We start from the raw sequence: 16677 nt of genomic DNA, 5'->3' as shown, positions 1-16677 counted from the left end.
GGGCAATCAGGCGGAAGGGCGCTCAAGCCGCCGGCACATTCCTTCTTCCCGCTATTCCGCCGCCGGACGATGGCGCGCCAGCGTTTCCGGCACAGGCCCGCCATGAGCCCAGTCGAGCAGCTCCACCGTATGCACGATCGGCAGCTCCGTGCCGCCGCCGATCTGCGTCATGCAGCCGATGTTGCCGGTGGCGATCAGATCCGGCTGGGTAGTCTCGATATTGGCGATCTTGCGGTCGCGCAGGCGCCGGGCAAGCTCCGGCTGCAGGATGTTGTAGGTGCCGGCCGAGCCGCAGCACAGATGCCCTTCGGGAATATCCCGCAAGGCAAAGCCCGCTGCCGCCAACAGATCCTTCGGCTCGCGGGTGATTTTCTGCCCATGCTGCATGGAACAGGCGGAGTGATAGGCCACGGTCAGGCCGACAGGTGCCGCCGGGGCGGGAAGCTCCAGCGTTGTCAGATACTCCGTCACATCGCGGGCGAGTGCCGAGACCCGCTCCGCCTTCTCCGCATAGGCTGGGTCGAGCCGCAGCATGAAGCCATAATCCTTGATCGTGGTGCCGCAGCCGGAGGCGGTGACAAGGATCGCATCGAGCCCCTCGCCCTCGATCTCGCGCATCCAGGCATCGACATTGCGCCGTGCCGCCTCCAGCGCCGGCTCCTCCTTGCCCAGATGATGCACCAGCGCCCCGCAGCAGCCCTCGCCCTCCGGCAACACCACCTCGACGCCGGCGCGGGTGAGAAGACGGATCGCCGCCGCGTTGATGCCGGGGGCAAGCACCGGCTGGGCACAGCCGGTGAGCAGGGCAACCCGGCCCTTGCGCCCCGCCTCGGCCTCCGCCGGAAACTGCCCCGGCGCTGTCATCTTCGAGCGGGCGGGAATGCGCGCAGGCGCCAGCTCCAGCATCGCCCCCAGCCGCCGGAACGGCCCGCCAAGGGAACCGACGAGCCCGGCCAGCGGCCGCGCCAGACGGGCGCCCCTCAGCGCCAACCGGAACCGGCCGGGATCGGGCAGCACGGCGGCAAGCATGCCCCGGACCAGCCGATCGCCAAGCGGCCGCCGGTAGGTCTTCTCGATATGCACCCGCGCGTGGTCGACCAGATGCATGTAGTGCACGCCAGAGGGACAGGTGGTCATGCAGGAGAGGCATGACAGGCAGCGGTCGATATGCTTGACCGTGCGCGCATCCGCCGGCCTGTCATTCTCCAGCATGTCCTTGATCAGGTAGATGCGCCCGCGCGGGCTGTCGAGTTCATCGCCCAGGAGCGCGAAGGTCGGACAGGTGGCGGTGCAGAAGCCGCAATGCACGCATTTGCGCAGGATCGCTTCCGCTTCGGCCACATGCGGGTCGGCCAATTGGTGAATGGAAAAATTGGTCTGCATCCTCAGCCCCCAGCAACCATGCGGCCAGGGTTCAACACCCCATGCGGATCGAACTGCTCTTTCAGCCGCGCGGCCAGCGCGGCCAGCGGGCCGGGCTGCGGCTGGAACACATCACTCACCGCGCGCACCGGCTCGGGCGCGCGCATCAAGGTGGCATGTCCGCCACCGGCTCGGGCGATGGCGGCGCGCACCTCGTGCGCCTGCGGGTCATCCCCCGGCAGCGCCAACCAGACGAGGCCGCCCGACCAGTCGAGATAACTTGAACAGCCCATCCGGCTTGCCAGATCCTCGGCAAAGCCCGCACCGGCGGTGGGCGCCAGCGACACGCGCCAGACCATGTCATTGCTTGCTGCAAAGGGCTTCACGTCACGGATTGCCGACCAGAGGCGGCGCGAAGCCTCCGCCTCGATCCGCTCCACCGCGCCATGATCGGCGAGCAGCCGGCGCAGGGTCTCGAACCGGTAATCGACCGAGGGGCCGAAGCCCTCAAGCCGCAACAGCGTCGCCGCGCCGGCAAGACCGGCAGCATCTTCGCCGCAGCACTCGACCACGCCCGCCGGAAGGTGGGCGGCGGCGGACACCTCCGCCGAGGAGCCCAGCGCCGCCGTCATTGCCGCAGTTGCCGCAGCGCCGTCCAGCCCGCGCAACAGGACGCTTGCCTCGGTCTCGGCCCGGGGCAGCACCTTGAGGGTGATCCGCGTGGCCACCGCCAGCGTTCCCCAAGAGCCGCAGAGCGCGCGCGGCAGGTCATAACCGGTGACGTTCTTGACCACCCGCCCGCCGGACTTGAACTTCTCGCCGCGCCCGGAAATCGCCTCAAGGCCCAGAATGTGATCGCGGGCGGCCCCGTGCTTCAGCCGTTTCGAGCCGGAAAGATTCGCGGCAATCACCCCGCCGATGGTGCCATCGCCCGCCGCGCCCCCCAGCAAGGGGCCATAGTCCATCGGATCGAACGCCAGTTCCTGACCGTTGTCGGCCACCAGCCGCTCCACCTCGGCAATGGGCGTGCCGGCCAGAACGGTCAGCACCAGTTCCGCCGGCTCGTACATCTCCACCCCGGCAAGGCGCGACAGGTCGAGCCTGTGGCCCGCCTGCACCGGCCGGCCCAGCGCCCGTTTTGAACCCCGGCCGACGATCTCCAGCGGTTCGTGTTCGGCCGCCGCCCATCGCACGATCTCGCGCGCGTCTTCCGCCGTTTCCGGCATGAACCTGTCAGACATTCCCTCTTGTCTCCTAGAAACGCGGGATATCGGGAAAGGGCAACTGCCCCTTGTGCACATGCATCCGGCCCAGTTCGGCGCAGCGGTGCAGCACCGGGAAGACCTTGCCTGGGTTGAGAAGCTGCTTCGGGTCGAAAGCGCATTTGACCCGCTGCTGCTGCTTCAGGTCCTCCTCGGTGAACATCTCCGGCATCAGGTCGCGCTTTTCGATGCCGACCCCGTGTTCGCCGGTGAGCACGCCGCCGACCTCCACGCACAGGCGCAGGATATCCGCGCCGAAGGCTTCCGCCGCCGCCAGTTCGCCCGGCTTGTTCGCATCATAGAGAATGAGCGGATGCAGGTTGCCGTCGCCGGCATGGAACACATTGGCGCAGCGCAGCCCGTGCTTCTCGCCCAGCTCGCGCATGCGCGTCAGCACCTGCGGCAGGGCCTTGCGCGGGATGGTGCCATCCATGCACAGATAGTCGGGCGAAATCCGCCCCACCGCCGGGAAGGCCGCCTTGCGCCCCGCCCAGAAGCGCAAGCGTTCCTCTTCGCTGGTGGAGACCCGCACCGAGCCGGCGTTGTTGCGCCGGGCAATCGCCTCCACTGCCGCCAGCAGGTGATCCACCTCCGCCTCCGGCCCGTCGAGCTCGACGATCAGCAGGGCGCCGGCCTCGCGCGGATAGCCGGCATGGACGAAATCCTCGGCGGCATTGATCGCCAGTTCGTCCATCATTTCCATGCCGCCGGGGATGATGCCCGCAGCGATGATATCGGCGACGCATTGCCCGCCCTCCTCGCTGGAGGGAAAGCCGATCAGCGCCGCGCGGGCGGTCTCCGGCTTCTGCAGGATGCGCACGGTGACTTCGGTGACGACGCCGAGCAGCCCCTCCGACCCGGTCGCCAGCGCGAGAAGGTCATAGCCCTCGCTGTCCAGATGCTTGCCGCCCAGGCGGATCACCTCGCCGGTGACCAGCACCATTTCCAGGCCAAGCACATTGTTGGTCGTCAGCCCGTATTTGAGGCTGTGCACCCCGCCGGAGTTTTCCGCGATATTGCCGCCGATGGAACAGGCGATCTGCGAGGACGGATCGGGCGCGTAGTAGAACCCGCGCCCTTCGACCGCCCGGGTGATGCCGAGATTGGTGACGCCGGGCTGCACCACCGCCGCCCGGTTGGCCCAGTCGATGTCGAGCACCCGGTTGAACTTCATCATCGACAACAACACGCCATCACCGACCGGCAGCGCCCCACCGGAGAGCGAGGTGCCGGCGCCGCGCGGCACCAGCTTGACGCCATTGTCATGGCAATAGCGCATCACCGTCGCCACCTGCTCCACCGTTTCCGGCAGAACGACGACAAGCGGCAACTGGCGATAGGCGGTCAGCGCGTCGGTCTCATAGGCGCGCATTTCCACGTCCGCGTCGACCACCCCTTCCCCCGGAACGATCGCCCGCATCGCCCGGACGATCTCCGCCCGCCGGGCAATCACATCCGCATCCGGACGGGGCATGGCAATACCGGTCATCGCATCCTCCTTAGCGCTTCGCCGGGCCACATCCTGCCCTTTTCGGGCGGACGTCGGGCCGGTTCGTTGCGTCCCTGCCGCAACTGTGACAGACCTTTGACGCCTCGCCTATTGATCAGAAATGATAAAAACAAATTCCGGTGTGTTGAAATTGAGCAGCTTCCCCGACATGGAAATCTTCGCAAGGGTCGTCGCCGCCGGCAGCATGTCCGCCGCCGCCCGGGACCTGGGCCTGTCGCCGGCGGTCGTCTCCAAAAGGCTCCGGCGGCTGGAAGACCGGCTCGGCACGCGACTTCTGCAACGCACCACCCGCCAACTGGCGCTGACGGAGGCCGGACAAGGATACCACGCCCGGGTGGTTGCGATCCTCGCCTCCGTCGAAGAGGCGGAGGATTTCGTCACCCGGCGCTCGGACAGGGCCCGGGGCACGCTGAAGGTCAGCGCGCCGACCTCCTTCGGACGGATGCACATCGCCCCGCATCTCGCCCGTTTCCTCAAGGACAATCCGGACCTGTCGTTCAGCCTCGACCTGAGCGACGAGCTGATCGACATTGTCGGCGAGGGCTACGATCTGGCGATCCGCATCGCCGAGCTGGAGGACAGCAGCCTGGTCGCCCGGCGCCTTGCCCCAGTGCACCGGGTGCTATGCGCGGCGCCGGCCTATCTGGAGCGCGCCGGCACGCCGGCCTCGGTCGCCGAGTTGCAGGACGATCACGTCTGCATTTCCACCCGCCAGCAGGAGATCTGGCGCCTCGACGGGCCGCAAGGCCTTGAGCTGGTCCGCACGGGCGGGCCGATCCGCACCAACTCCAGCGAGGTGGTCCGCGAAGCGCTGCTGGCCGGGCTCGGCATTGCCCTTCGCTCCACCTGGGATGTGGGACCGGAGCTGCGTGAAGGACGACTACAGGTCGTTCTGCCGCAGTTCCGCGCCTCCAAGAACGTCGGCCTTTACGCGGTCTATCCCACCCGCCGATTCCTGCCCGCCAAGGTGCGTTTCTTCATCGACTTCCTGGCCCAGCTCTACGGTCCTGAACCCTATTGGGACAAGGGCCTCGCGAACTGGTCCCGATAGGGCCGCTTTCCGCCTGCCGGGTGACCGTGGGGGAAGAAAACGTGGAGCAGAATGCGACAAAATGCCCGGACGGGGTGACGTGATCCGTCAACGTGCTAGTGTCCAGAAGTCTTGCTCGCGGCCTGTCGCAGCCAGACTGCCGCGTTATTGCAATCAAAAGTCTCGGGAGAGATACAAATGAAACGTCTGATGTTGCTCGCCGGCGCCGCCGTCCTTGCCATGACCGCGAGTGCGCTCGCCGACGGCGACCTGAAAAAGGGCAAGAAGGTCTTCCGCAAGTGCGCCGCCTGCCACGCGGTTGGCGAAAAGGCGAAGAACAAGGTCGGCCCGATGCTGAACGGCGTCGTCGATCGCGCCTGGGGCGAAGTCGCCGACTACAAGTATTCCAAGCCGCTGCTGGCCGGCAAGGAAGAGGGCAAGGTCTGGGACGCGGCCACGCTCGACGCCTACCTGACCAAGCCGAAGGACGTGATCCCCAAGGGCAAGATGGCGTTCGCCGGCCTGAAGAAGGAAGACGACCGCGCCAACGTGATCGCCTATCTGGCGCAGTTCAACGCGGACGGCACCACCAAGTGACGCGTCCCGCCAGCAATGGCGGAACGCGGGGCCGGACGCCAGTCCGGCCCCGTTTACTTTGACGGCCCTCGCTTTCCTGGTGAAGGAGCGCCACCGGCAGCAGGTGACCACCCGGTCGGCAATGAGCGTTTTCTGATGCCGCCGCGATCAGTCGGCGACGACGATGATGTGCAGCGCGCGCGGGCCATGCGCGCCGAGCAGCAAGGTCTGCTCGATATCGGCCGAGCGCGACGGTCCGGTGATCATGTTGACGGTGCGCGGCATCACGCCCTTGCCGTGGATCTGGCGCAGCCGGTCCCAGATGCTCTCGTAATCGCCAACCAGATCGCTTTCCCGCACAACGGCAATATGATGCTCGGGCAGGAAGTTCAGCGTCGTCGGATTGTCGGAGCCGGCAGTCAGCACCAGCGTTCCCGTTTCCGCAACCCCGCCAATCGCATGAGAGACGGTCGCCAGATCGGAGCCCTCGGCGCGGCCGCTGGCGATCTCCAGATGCGGTTCGCCCGCCCAGGGCATGGCTGCCAGCCGGGCATCGGCGCCCATGCGCACCCGGGCCGGCAGGTTGTGCGTCTTCAGATAGGCGGAGACTTCGCCCGGCACGGCTGCGGCCGAGGCAACGCGGGCGACGCTGGCCTGAACCGCCTCCGCCATCTTGCAGAAGAGCTCCGTGCGGGCGGCCGGGTCGAGCTGGCCGCGTTGGGGGACAATGCCGCGCGGGGCGCGCTGCAGCCGGTCGGCGACCGCCGCGCGCCGCGCCGCATCCTCGGCCCTTTGTCCCAGAGAGGCGCGCATCCGCGCCAGAATTGCGCTGCGGGCATCGCTCATGCGGATTTCCTTTTCTTGGCCCATTGGGCCTGAAACGTCGCCCCTTGCGGCGCGGGCAGGTCGCGGAAGCGGGTCCAGCCACCGGCGAAAGGCAGCGAGGCGAAGCGCCCCGAACGCCGCCCGAGCCGTGACAGGGTGCCGATGGCAAGGCGCATGGCCGCATGATAAACCGCCGGCCGCTTGGCGAAGAAGGCCCACAGGCCGAGCCCGTAGCGGGCGGCGGCCGGGTTGAGATTGCGCGAGAATTCCCGCTCGCGCCAATGGCGCATCATCTTCGGCAGCGGAATGCGCATCGGGCAGACGCTTTCGCAGCGGCCGCAGAAGGTGGAGGCATTGGGCAGGTGCCCGGCCTGATCGACCCCGATCAGCGAGGGGGTGAGCACCGCGCCCATCGGGCCCGGGTAGACCCAGCCATAGGCATGGCCGCCGACTGCATGGTAGACTGGGCAATGGTTCATGCAGGCGCCGCAGCGGATGCAGCGCAGCATCTCCTGGAACTCGCTGCCGAGCATGGCCGAACGGCCGTTGTCGAGCAGCACCACATGGTAATCTTCCGGCCCGTCCGGGTCCTCCGGCCGCTTCGGGCCGGTGGACAAGGTGGTGTAGACCGACATGTCCTGACCGGTGGCCGAGCGGGCGAGCACCCTGAGGATCTGCGACATGTCCTCCAGCGTCGGCACCACCTTTTCCACCGAGGCGACGACGATATGCGTCTTCGGCAGGATCTGCGTCAGATCGCCATTGCCCTCATTGGTGACAATGATCGAGCTGCCGGTTTCGGCGACGAGGAAATTGGCGCCGGTGATACCGATATCGGCCTGGAAATACTTGTCGCGCAGCACCGCGCGGGCTTCGCTGAGCAAGGTGGTCGGCTCTTCGAGGTTCCGCGCCGGATCGAGATGGGTGTGCACCCGGCGGAAGTCCTCCTCCACCTGATCCTTGTTCACATGCACCGCCGGGGCGATGATGTGGCTCGGGTGTTCGCCGCGCAGCTGGATGATGTATTCGCCCAGATCCGTTTCCACCGGCGTGACCGCATGCTCCTCCAGAAAGGCGTTGAGGCCGATTTCCTCGGTGATCATGGATTTGCCCTTGGTCACCGTGCGGGCCTTCTTCGCCTCGCAAATGCCGAGGATGATCCGCCGCGCGTCCTCCGCGTCCTGGGCCCAGTGGACATGGCCGCCCGATGCCTCGACCTTGTCCGCATAGGCCTCAAGATAGAGATCGAGATGGGCAAGGACATGGTCCTTGATGTCGCGCGCCGCGTCGCGCAGCTGTTCGAATTCCGGCAGCGCCGCCGCAGCCTTGGCCCGCTTGCCGATGAAGCCGGAGCGCACGTTGCCAAGCGCGCGTTGCAGCGCGTCGTCGTCAAGAGCGGCCCGGGCATTGTCCTTGAAGGCCGGCGAGGTGATGTGCATCTGTGTCAGTCTCCCTGCGGCAGATCAGAGCCGCTGGCGCCGCCGATGTCCCGGCCGCGCGCCCTCCTTACCCGCGCTTCTTTTCGCCGATGGCCGGCTGCTCGGTCATGCCGGCCAGCACCTCCGCCACGTGCCGCACCTCGATGCGCGAGCCCTCCCGTTTCAGCTTGCCGGCCATGTTCATCAGGCAACCGAGATCGCCGGCGAGCAACAGCTCCGCACCGCTCTCCTCGATGCAGCGGGTCTTCTCGCTGACGATCTTGTTGGAGATGTCCGGATACTTGACGCAGAACGTGCCGCCGAAGCCGCAGCAGACGTCGCTGTCCTGCATTTCCTTCAGCTCCAGCCCCTCGACCGATTGAAGCAGCTTGCGCGGCTGGCGCTCGATGCCCAATTCGCGCAGGCCCGAACAGCTGTCGTGATAGGTGGCGGAGCCCGAAAACGCCGCCTCCACCTGATCGAGGCCGAGCACATCGGTCAGAAAACTGACCAGCTCGAACACCTTGGCGGAGAAGAGGTTGGCGCGCTCCATCGCCGCAGGGTCGCCGTCAAACAGCTCCACATAGTGCTTCTTCAGCATGCTCGCACAGGAGCCGGAGGGGGCGACCACATAGTCATACCCCTCGAAGGCGCGGATCACCGCCTTGGCGATATCGCGGGCATCGGCCCGGTCGCCGGAGTTGAAGGCGGGCTGTCCGCAGCAGGTCTGCGCCGCCGGAACCTCGACGGTGCAGCCGGCATCCTCCATCAGCTTGACCGCGGCGAAACCGACGCTCGGCCGGAACAGGTCGACGAGACAGGTGACGAACAATCCGACACGCGGCGGCAAGCCGGCCGGGGGCGGTGTCTGGGCCGGGGCGGCGTCTGCACTCATGAACTGGTGTTTCCCTCTGTCGTCTTGCGCGGCGCGCGCCGCTTCTTGCCGTCATCCATCTCGCTGTCGAGCCGCTGCTGCAGGCGCAGCGTCGAGACCGCGTTCCAGGAGCTGGTCTTCTCCGTTTCATGCATCACTTGCGCGACATAGTCGATATGCGCTGCAGCAGCCATCACGGCGGCCTGGGCATCCGCATTCATCACAGCGTCGTGGATCGCCTGGTGCTGAAGCAACAGTTTATCGCGCGATTCGGGGTAACGGTAGAGCTGTCCCCGATGGTAGAAAACCCCATCCGCCAGCAGTCGGTAGCAGGATCGCAGCGTGTGCAGCAAGACGATGTTGTGCGCGCTCTCGCCGATGGCCAGATGAAACTCCACATCGAGAGAGGCCTCCTGCTCGAAATCCTCCCGCGCGTGCGCCGCTTCCATCGCCCGGAACAACCGGCCAATGATCTCGCGGTCGGCAGGGGTTGCCCTCAAGGCCGCGAGGCGCGCAGCCATGCATTCGATTTCCCGGCGGTATTCCAAGTAGTCGACAATCGCCGGCGGATGCCGACGGATCAGATTGACCACGGGCTCGGAAAAGACCGTGCCGATCAAGTCGGCGACGAAGGTGCCCCCGCCGTGCCGGGTCACGATCAACTCGCGTTCCTCCAGGATCTTGATCGCCTCGCGCAGGATCGGTCGGGAGACATCGACCTTCTTGGCCAGCTCCCGTTCGGCAGGCAGCCGGTCCCCCGAGCGCAAGACACCCTGCAGGATCAACTTCTCGATCTGATCGACAACGTAATTCGCCGTCCGGTTGTGGTCGATTTTCTTGAATACCATCAGGATACCCGGTGAATTTTCGAATATGCTTGATTTTTCACTCAAATCCCAAGAGAAACCCGATCATTCCCCTGCGTTTTGACAAACTAATACCTGTTGCGTTCAGTGGTCAATATTGTTATCCAGTTAGGGCAGGTTGGTGCGCCGGTTGGGAGGCCGGGGCTACAGCATCCGTTTTTTTTCACGGAGGCTGGCGGCACGCATCACAGCCTTGCATGCGCGAATGCGGGGGCCACGACACCCGCAAGCCGAAGCGGCGCCTGGGGTGAGAAGAGGCGGCGCAACCTTTTGGGAGGACAGGTGCAGTGAAGAAAATCATTTCGGCAGTTGCCGTCACGGCGTCGCTTGCGATTGGCGCGAGCGGCCCGGCCTCGGCCCTCGACCAGGTCGATTGGGACATGGCATCGACCTATCCCGGCTCGCTGACGCAGTTGGGAACCCTCGGCAAGGTTCTGTCCGAGCGGCTCAACGCGGTGTCCGGTGGCACCATCAATCTGAAATTCCAGGAACCGGGCGCCATCGTGCCGGCGCTGGAGGTGTTCGACGCGGTGTCTTCAGGCGCGGTGCAGGCGGCCTGGTCGACGCCCGGCTACTGGACCGGCAAGGATTCCTCGCTGTCCCTGTTCGCGGCGGTGCCCTTCGGCCCGCGCGCATCCGAATATCTCGCCTGGATGAAATTCGGCGGCGGACAGGAACTGATGGACGAGGTCTATGGTGCCTATGGCATCAAGTCGCTTGCCTGCGCGGTCATCGCCCCGGAGGCTTCCGGCTGGTTCCGCAAGGAAATCAATTCGGTGGACGATCTCAAGGGTCTGAAGATGCGCTTCTTCGGCCTCGGCGCCAAGGTGATGCAGAAGCTCGGGGTGTCCACACAGCTTCTTGCCGGCGGCGACATCTTCCCCGCGCTTGAGCTTGGTACCATCGATGCCACCGAGTTCTCGATGCCGGCGATCGACCAGAAACTCGGCTTCTATCAGGTGGCCAAGCACTATTACTTCCCTGGCTGGCACCAGCAGTCGACCATCTTCGAGTTGATGCTGAACAAGGACGAGTGGGACGCGCTCGACGACCAGACCAAGGCGGTGTTCGAGACCGTCTGCGACGCCAACATCACCTATGGCATTGCCGAGGGCGAGGCGATCCAGCCGGCAGCGCTGGCCGAGCTGGAAGCCCAGGGCGTGACCATCCACCAATGGAACCCGGAGATCCTCGAAGCGCTGCAGGCAGCCTGGCTTGAGGTGGTGGAAGAAGAAAAGGCCGCCAACCCGAACTTCGTCAAGGTCTGGGAGTCGCTGAGCGCCTTCCGCGAGCAGTACAAGACCTGGTCGAACCTCGGCTACCTCAAGTAACCCGGCGTTTTTCTGAAAGGCCCCGTGCGGCCCCGGTGGCCGCGCGGGGGACGTCAAACCTGGATCGCCCGCGCCACTTGGCGCGAGGAGATCGGCACGCGGGGGACCGTTCCGTTGGTGGCAACGCTGCTTTGTCTTGCCGGTATCGCCTTGGCGATCCTGGCTGTCTTCGAACCCGGAATTCCCGGGTATGCCTTGTGCATTGCCGGCTTCGTGCTCTGTACCATCGGCGGGCTGGCGCGCGCCCGGCTGTCGTTGGCGCTGGCGGGCCTGGTGTTCATCGCCTTCGTCTTCGCGGTCACGCCCGACGGCTTCGCCGCCGTGATCAAGGCGGCGGGCGCCAATCCGAAGCGCTTCTTCAAGTTCTATGACGGCATCTCAGGGCTGACGGCGGCGCTCCTGATCGTGCTGCTGATGGTGGCCATGGTGCGCCAGCACGCACCGCGCGGCTTTGAGGAAATGGTCGGCGCCTCGACCGACATCGACCGGATCGTGGTTGGCGTCGGCAAGCTGGCCTCCTGGCTGTTCATCCCGACCATGATCGTGATCTTCTACGATGTCAGCCAGCGCAAGCTGCTCGATTTCGACAATACGATCATCGACTCCGCCTTCTATTTCGACTCCACCAAGCTGCAGGAACTGGAATGGCATCTGCATTCGCTGCTGTTCCTGATGTGTCTGGGCTTTGCCTATCGCTATGACGCCCATGTGCGGATCGAGCTGGTGCGCGACAGGCTGCGGGCACGCTCGCGGGTGTGGCTGGAACTTCTGGGCATCGTCCTGTTCCTGCTGACCTACTGCTACCTGATCATCGCCTTCGGCTGGACCTTCGCGGGGCGGTCCTACCGGATCGGCGAGGTCTCCGCCGCCCAGACCGGCCTCAGCCATCGCTGGATCATCAAGGCGGCCATGCCTGTCGGCTTCGCGTTTCTCTTCGCGGCCGGGGTGTCAGCGGCCTTCAAATGCATCGTCTACCTGTTCGGGCCGACGTATCTGCGTGACCAGGTGAACGACTATGCCGGCACCCATCACGCGGATCTGCCCGAGGATGTTGCCGTCAATGGTCCGATAGCGGATTGATCGGGGAATTCAGCCAATGACATTTGTCGAACTTCTGCCGATCTTCATGTTCGTGGCGCTGGGGGTGCTGCTGTTTTCCGGCTTTCCGGTGGCCTTCATCCTCGGCGGCGTCGGGCTCGGCTTTGCGTTCCTGGCGCAGGAATTGGGCACCTTCAACGTCTCGCGCCTCGTCATCATTCCCAACCGCATCTTCGGCGGCACCATGGAAAACCCGGTGCTGGTGGCGATCCCCATGTTCATCTTCATGGGCACCATGCTGGAAAAATCCGGCGTGGCGAAGGATCTGCTGCATTGTCTGCAGGTGTTGACCCGGCGCGTTCCCGGCGGGCTGGCCCTGTCGGTGACGCTGATGGGCACGATCATGGCGGCGACCACCGGGATCATCGGCGCCTCGGTGGTGATGATGACCCTCTTGGCCCTGCCGGTGATGCTGGAGCGCAACTACAACCTGCCGCTGGCCACCGGCACCATCGCCTCCTCCGGAACGCTCGGCATCCTTATCCCGCCGTCGATCATGCTGGTGATCATGTCGGACCTTCTGTCGATCCCGGTCGGCACGGTGTTTGTCGCCGCGATCATGCCGGGGCTGCTGCTGGCCGCGCTTTACGCGGTCTATATCCTGGTCCTGTGCCGACTGAAACCCGGGCTCGCGCCGCCACTGCCCGCTGAGATCGGGCCGACCAGCCGGTCCGAATTCTGGCTGATGATCCTGAAGAGCTTCGTGCCGCCGGTGTTCCTGATCTCACTCGTGCTCGGCTCGATCTTCGCCGGGATCGCCACGCCGACCGAGGCGGCGGGTGTGGGCGCTGTCGGCGCGACCTTGCTGGCGATCCTCAACCGCAAACTCGGCTTTTCCGTGCTGCAGGACGTGTGTCACCGCTCGGCGCTGACCACGGCCATGCTGTTCGGCATCTTTCTCGGCGCCACCTGCTTCTCGCTGGTGTTCCGCTGGCTTGGCGGCGAAACTCTGATCGATGAGTTCATCGCCTGGGCCGGCGTTGGTCCCTGGGGCATCCTGTTCGTGCTGATGGGGATGGTGTTCTTCCTCGGCTTCTTCTTCGACTGGGTCGAGATCACCCTGATCGTCCTGCCGGTGTTCGGGCCGATTGTCGGCCGGCTGGATTTCGGGCCGCATCTTGCCGGTTTCGAGGGCGTTGGCGAGGCCGCGCTGATCTGGTTCACGATCCTGGTATCGACCAATCTGCAGACCTCCTTCCTGACGCCACCCTTCGGCTTCGCCCTGTTCTACATGAAAGGCGTGGCGCCGCCGGAGGTCACGATCCAGCACATTTACAAGGGCATCATCCCCTTCGTGCTGCTGCAACTCATCGGTCTTGCACTGTGCATGCTGTTTCCGGGCATCGTCCTGTGGCTTCCGGACCTCCTCTTGTGATCAGATAGGCGGCTTCGTTCGAAGCGGAGCCTGATGCTTGCCAGAGACGAGGAGCCTTGCGGGCCCGATGCCAGATACGCAAATTCACGCCGCGCCGCATATCGGCCTGCCCAGTTACACCCCGCATCCGGCGCGCAGCTTCGCGCTCGGCGAGGTGCATGCCCGTCCCTTTCGTGCGGTGTCCAGCCCGCGTGTGTTCCTGCGCTACGGCTTCGTCGTCGACGAAGAGGCGGTCGTGGCCGACAACGCCTGGTTCCGGGATTATTGCCAGTCGATCGGAGCGCAGGGGCCGGACGAGGCGGTGCGCCACCACCTGGTGCGGGTCGGCGATACCGGCCTGCGGCGTGAGCTGCATGGCGAGTTCGTCACCTACACCTGGGACGGCCCATTGCCGGCCTCGGGCGATATCGAAGGGGCGCCGGCGGGCCATCCGTTCGGCGCCGGCTTCCGCCCGCCCGGGCCGCTGCTCGTCGCCGTGCGTCTCGATCTGGTCAAGGCGGATGGAGAGGCCTTTTCCCGGCAGCTGGAGCGGTTCGACCACGCCAGCCTGGCGGTCTCGGAGGTGGAGGACGGCGCGGCGATCATCGCCAGCGATTTCCGCCAGGATGGCGATGGCCTGACCCGCATGATCATCGGCGACCGGTCGCTCAGCGACGTTCAGGCCGGCGTTCTGACCCAGCGCCTTCTTGAGCTTGAGACCTACCGCACCTTCGCCATGCTGGGGCTGACGGAGGCCAATCGGCAGGCCCCGCGCGTGCTGGCGATCGAACAGGGGCTGCTTGGCATTGCCGACCGGATGCGCGCCATCGACGGGCTCGATGCCAACCGGACGCTGCTCGATGAGCTGACCCGTCTTGCCGCCGATCTGGAGGCGGGCGCGGCCGCCAGCGCCTACCGGTTTGGTGCCAGCCGGGCCTATTACATGATCGTGCGCCAGCGGCTGGAATCGATTGACGAACGGCAGCGCGGCGGCTCCTTCACCTTCAGCGAGTTCCTGACCCGGCGGATGGCGCCGGCCATGCGCACCTGCGAGACGCTGGAGGAGCGCCAGGCCAACCTGTCGCGCAAGCTGGCCCGCGCGGCGACCTTGCTGCGCACCCGCGTCGATGTGCAGTTGCAGGAGCAGAATCGCGGGCAGCTTGAGGCAATGAACCGCCGGGCGCGGCTGCAACTGCGGCTGCAGCAGACGGTGGAGGGGCTGTCGGTCGCGGCGGTCAGCTACTATGTGGTCGGGCTGATGGCCTATCTGACCAAGGCGCTGACGAAGAGCCGGTTCGGCGCGCTGCTGCCCGCCCCAGAGATCATGACCGGGCTGGCCGTGCCGGTGGTGCTCGTCGTGATCTTTCTGATGGTGCGCCGGATCCGCAAGAGCCACGGCGACACCGAGGGGCATCCCTGAGCGGCGGGCGTCAAACCGGCCGAGCCGGGGGCCGGCCGATGCCGCCGGTGGCAGTGCCGGCGACATTCCCGATCACGCCGCCGCTCTTCACGTGTTTCCGCCGCTGCTGCTGCGCGCCGCCTCGCTGCGCCGCAGCCGCGCTTCCAGCGCCCGCACCAGCAGGGACAGCGATACGGTCATGACCAGATAGAGATAGGCCACCACATTGTAGGTCTCGAAGAACTGGAAGGTGGAGGCGGAATACACCTTGCCGAGCTGGGTGATGTCCTGCACGCCGAGCACGGAGACCAGCGCGGAATCCTTCACCATCGCCACGAAATCATTGCCAAGCGGCGGCAGGATGTTGCGCAGCGCCTGCGGAAGCACCACAAGGCGGAAGGTCTGGAAGCGCGACAGGCCAAGCGCCCGCGCCGCCTCGCTCTGGCCAGAGGAGATCGACTGAATCCCGGCGCGGAACACCTCGGCGATGAAGGCCGAATAGGAGATCATCAGTGCGACGATCGCCCGCCAGGTGAAGTCGAAATCGCGCACGTTCATCTTGCCGGCGATGCCGGCGTCGATCAGCGGCGACAGCGCCCAGTTCCACAAGGCCACCAGCTGCGGCGCGCCGACGAAGGCGATGTAGAACAAAAGCACCAGCACCGGGATGCCGCGCACGATCTCCACGTAGAAGGTGGAGACCTCACGCACCAGCCGGCGCTGGGAGTTACGCCCGAGCGCCACCAGCAGGCCGAGCGCACTCGCCAGCGCGAAACCGACGAAGGTGACCCAAAGCGTGGTGGCGATGCCACGGGACAGGGCGGAGAAGATCGACCGGTAATCGCCATCGACGGCGATCACCCAGGCGAAGCCGACCGCGAGCAGCACCGCCACCAACAGCCAGTAGGGAAACTCCCGGCCCGGCTTGCGGCGACGGCGGGCGGGGGCCGCCCCGGTGTCAGCGGTTGTAGTCAAAGAACCACTTCTTGTTCAGCTTTTCCAGGGTGCCATCGGCCCGCATGGCGGCCAGGGCGGCGTTGACCGGCTCGACGAGATCCGAGCCCGGGGTGAAGATGAAGCCGAATTCCTCTGTCCCCAGCGGCTCGTCGAGCGCCTTGAACGATCCGGGCGAGGCGCCGATGTAGCCACGCACCGAGGTCGCATCCATCAGCACCGTGTCGACATCGCCGGCCCGCAGCGCCTGAACGCTGGCGCCGAAGGTCTCGAACAGCTTGATGCGCGGGTTCTTCTCATCGCCGTCGAGCACGTTGTAGACCGCCACGTAGAAATTCGTGGTGCCCGGCTGGGCGCCGATCAGAAGCTCCGGATCGGCGGCGAACTCCTTGGCATTGGCAAAGCGATCCTCATCGGCCCGGAGCAGCATGAACTGTTCGGAGACCATGTAGGGATCGGAGAAATCGACCTGCTGCTTGCGCTCATCGGTGATGGTGATGCCATCCATACCGACATCGAACTGGCCGCTGCGCACCGCCTCGATCATCGTATCCCAGGACGACAGTTGCCAGTCGACCTTGGCATTGAGCCGCCGGGCGATCTCGTTGATGGCATCGTATTCCCAGCCGATGCCCTCGCCCGTGGCCGGATCGACGAAGTTGAGCGGCGTGTAGGCGTTCTCGGTCACCGCGACGATCGTTCGCCCGCCGAGATCGGGCAGATCGGCAGCCTGTGCCGGCGCGACCGCGCCAAGACCAAGGAGTGCGACAAGCGCGGCGACAAGTTTCATGGCATTCCCCTCGCAGATTTCCGCCGCC

General features: G+C 65.7%; 15 protein-coding genes. 6 read left to right on the top strand and 9 right to left on the bottom strand.

Features of this window, described 5'->3' with window-relative positions; genetic code table 11:
• Window positions 1–51: 51 nt before the first annotated feature.
• Genes glcF through IEV83_RS09235 form a run of 3 tightly spaced genes read right to left on the bottom strand, consistent with a single transcriptional unit; the run spans window position 52 to window position 4113 of the window.
• The gene (gene glcF / locus IEV83_RS09245) at window positions 52–1383 is read right to left on the bottom strand and encodes a glycolate oxidase subunit GlcF (RefSeq protein ID WP_181760270.1); all 1332 of its coding nucleotides are present in this window, start codon (window positions 1381–1383) and stop codon (window positions 52–54) included.
• A gap of 2 nt (window positions 1384–1385) precedes the next feature.
• On the bottom strand, window positions 1386–2603 hold the full coding sequence (locus IEV83_RS09240; protein WP_181760271.1) for an FAD-binding protein: 1218 nt from the start codon (window positions 2601–2603) through the stop codon (window positions 1386–1388).
• A 13-nt stretch (window positions 2604–2616) separates the two neighbouring features.
• Window positions 2617–4113 (bottom strand): FAD-linked oxidase C-terminal domain-containing protein, encoded by a 1497-nt coding sequence (locus IEV83_RS09235; RefSeq protein ID WP_181760272.1) that lies wholly within the window; start codon window positions 4111–4113, stop codon window positions 2617–2619.
• Window positions 4114–4234: 121 nt separating this feature from the next.
• Between IEV83_RS09235 and IEV83_RS09230 the strand changes: the two genes are divergently transcribed.
• Together IEV83_RS09230 and IEV83_RS09225 are read left to right on the top strand one after the other, a co-directional pair.
• The gene (locus IEV83_RS09230) at window positions 4235–5185 is read left to right on the top strand and encodes a LysR family transcriptional regulator (RefSeq protein ID WP_244628123.1); all 951 of its coding nucleotides are present in this window, start codon (window positions 4235–4237) and stop codon (window positions 5183–5185) included.
• Between the two features lie 177 nt (window positions 5186–5362).
• Window positions 5363–5761: a c-type cytochrome gene (locus IEV83_RS09225; RefSeq protein ID WP_181760274.1), complete on the top strand. Its 399-nt coding sequence runs from the start codon at window positions 5363–5365 to the stop codon at window positions 5759–5761.
• A gap of 147 nt (window positions 5762–5908) precedes the next feature.
• Here the strand turns inward: IEV83_RS09225 and IEV83_RS09220 are convergent, their stop codons facing one another.
• The 4 genes from IEV83_RS09220 to IEV83_RS09205 all read right to left on the bottom strand — a co-directional run bounded on the left by IEV83_RS09220 (window position 5909) and on the right by IEV83_RS09205 (window position 9705).
• Complete coding sequence (locus tag IEV83_RS09220; protein WP_181760275.1) at window positions 5909–6586, bottom strand: LutC/YkgG family protein; 678 nt, start codon at window positions 6584–6586, stop codon at window positions 5909–5911.
• Entirely contained in the window at window positions 6583–8004 is a 1422-nt protein-coding gene (locus IEV83_RS09215) for a LutB/LldF family L-lactate oxidation iron-sulfur protein (RefSeq protein WP_181760276.1), read from the bottom strand. Before IEV83_RS09215 ends, IEV83_RS09220 begins: the two co-directional genes overlap by 4 nt.
• 67 nt (window positions 8005–8071) lie before the next feature.
• A complete protein-coding gene (locus IEV83_RS09210) occupies window positions 8072–8878 on the bottom strand; it encodes a (Fe-S)-binding protein (protein ID WP_181760277.1) in 807 nt (268 codons plus the stop codon).
• Window positions 8875–9705: an FCD domain-containing protein gene (locus IEV83_RS09205; RefSeq protein ID WP_181760278.1), complete on the bottom strand. Its 831-nt coding sequence runs from the start codon at window positions 9703–9705 to the stop codon at window positions 8875–8877. The genes IEV83_RS09210 and IEV83_RS09205 overlap by 4 nt, the downstream gene beginning before the upstream one ends.
• A 305-nt stretch (window positions 9706–10010) precedes the next feature.
• On the opposite strand from IEV83_RS09205, the gene IEV83_RS09200 reads away from it, so the two are divergent.
• From IEV83_RS09200 to IEV83_RS09185, 4 genes are all read left to right on the top strand, one after another.
• Window positions 10011–11054 (top strand): TRAP transporter substrate-binding protein, encoded by a 1044-nt coding sequence (locus IEV83_RS09200; protein WP_209003063.1) that lies wholly within the window; start codon window positions 10011–10013, stop codon window positions 11052–11054.
• A 117-nt stretch (window positions 11055–11171) separates the two neighbouring features.
• Window positions 11172–12134, top strand: coding sequence for a TRAP transporter small permease subunit (locus IEV83_RS20060; protein ID WP_209003062.1), 963 nt, complete (start codon window positions 11172–11174; stop codon window positions 12132–12134).
• Window positions 12135–12150: 16 nt separating this feature from the next.
• A complete protein-coding gene (locus IEV83_RS09190) occupies window positions 12151–13527 on the top strand; it encodes a TRAP transporter large permease (RefSeq protein WP_181760279.1) in 1377 nt (458 codons plus the stop codon).
• A 67-nt stretch (window positions 13528–13594) separates the two neighbouring features.
• Complete coding sequence (locus tag IEV83_RS09185) at window positions 13595–14926, top strand: DUF3422 family protein (RefSeq protein ID WP_181760280.1); 1332 nt, start codon at window positions 13595–13597, stop codon at window positions 14924–14926.
• A gap of 87 nt (window positions 14927–15013) precedes the next feature.
• Here the strand turns inward: IEV83_RS09185 and IEV83_RS09180 are convergent, their stop codons facing one another.
• Window positions 15014–15880 (bottom strand): amino acid ABC transporter permease, encoded by an 867-nt coding sequence (locus IEV83_RS09180; RefSeq protein ID WP_181760281.1) that lies wholly within the window; start codon window positions 15878–15880, stop codon window positions 15014–15016.
• Window positions 15864–16649 carry a transporter substrate-binding domain-containing protein gene (locus IEV83_RS09175; protein ID WP_181760282.1) on the bottom strand — a complete coding sequence of 262 codons (786 nt, stop codon included), beginning with the start codon at window positions 16647–16649 and terminating at the stop codon, window positions 15864–15866. The genes IEV83_RS09180 and IEV83_RS09175 overlap by 17 nt, the downstream gene beginning before the upstream one ends.
• Between the last annotated feature and the right edge of the window lie 28 nt (window positions 16650–16677).

This window comes from Stappia taiwanensis (genome assembly GCF_014635285.1).
GTDB classification, from domain to species: domain Bacteria; phylum Pseudomonadota; class Alphaproteobacteria; order Rhizobiales; family Stappiaceae; genus Stappia; species Stappia taiwanensis.
The sequence above is the reverse complement of the archived record's forward strand: the minus strand, read 5'-3'. Positions and strand labels throughout refer to the sequence as shown.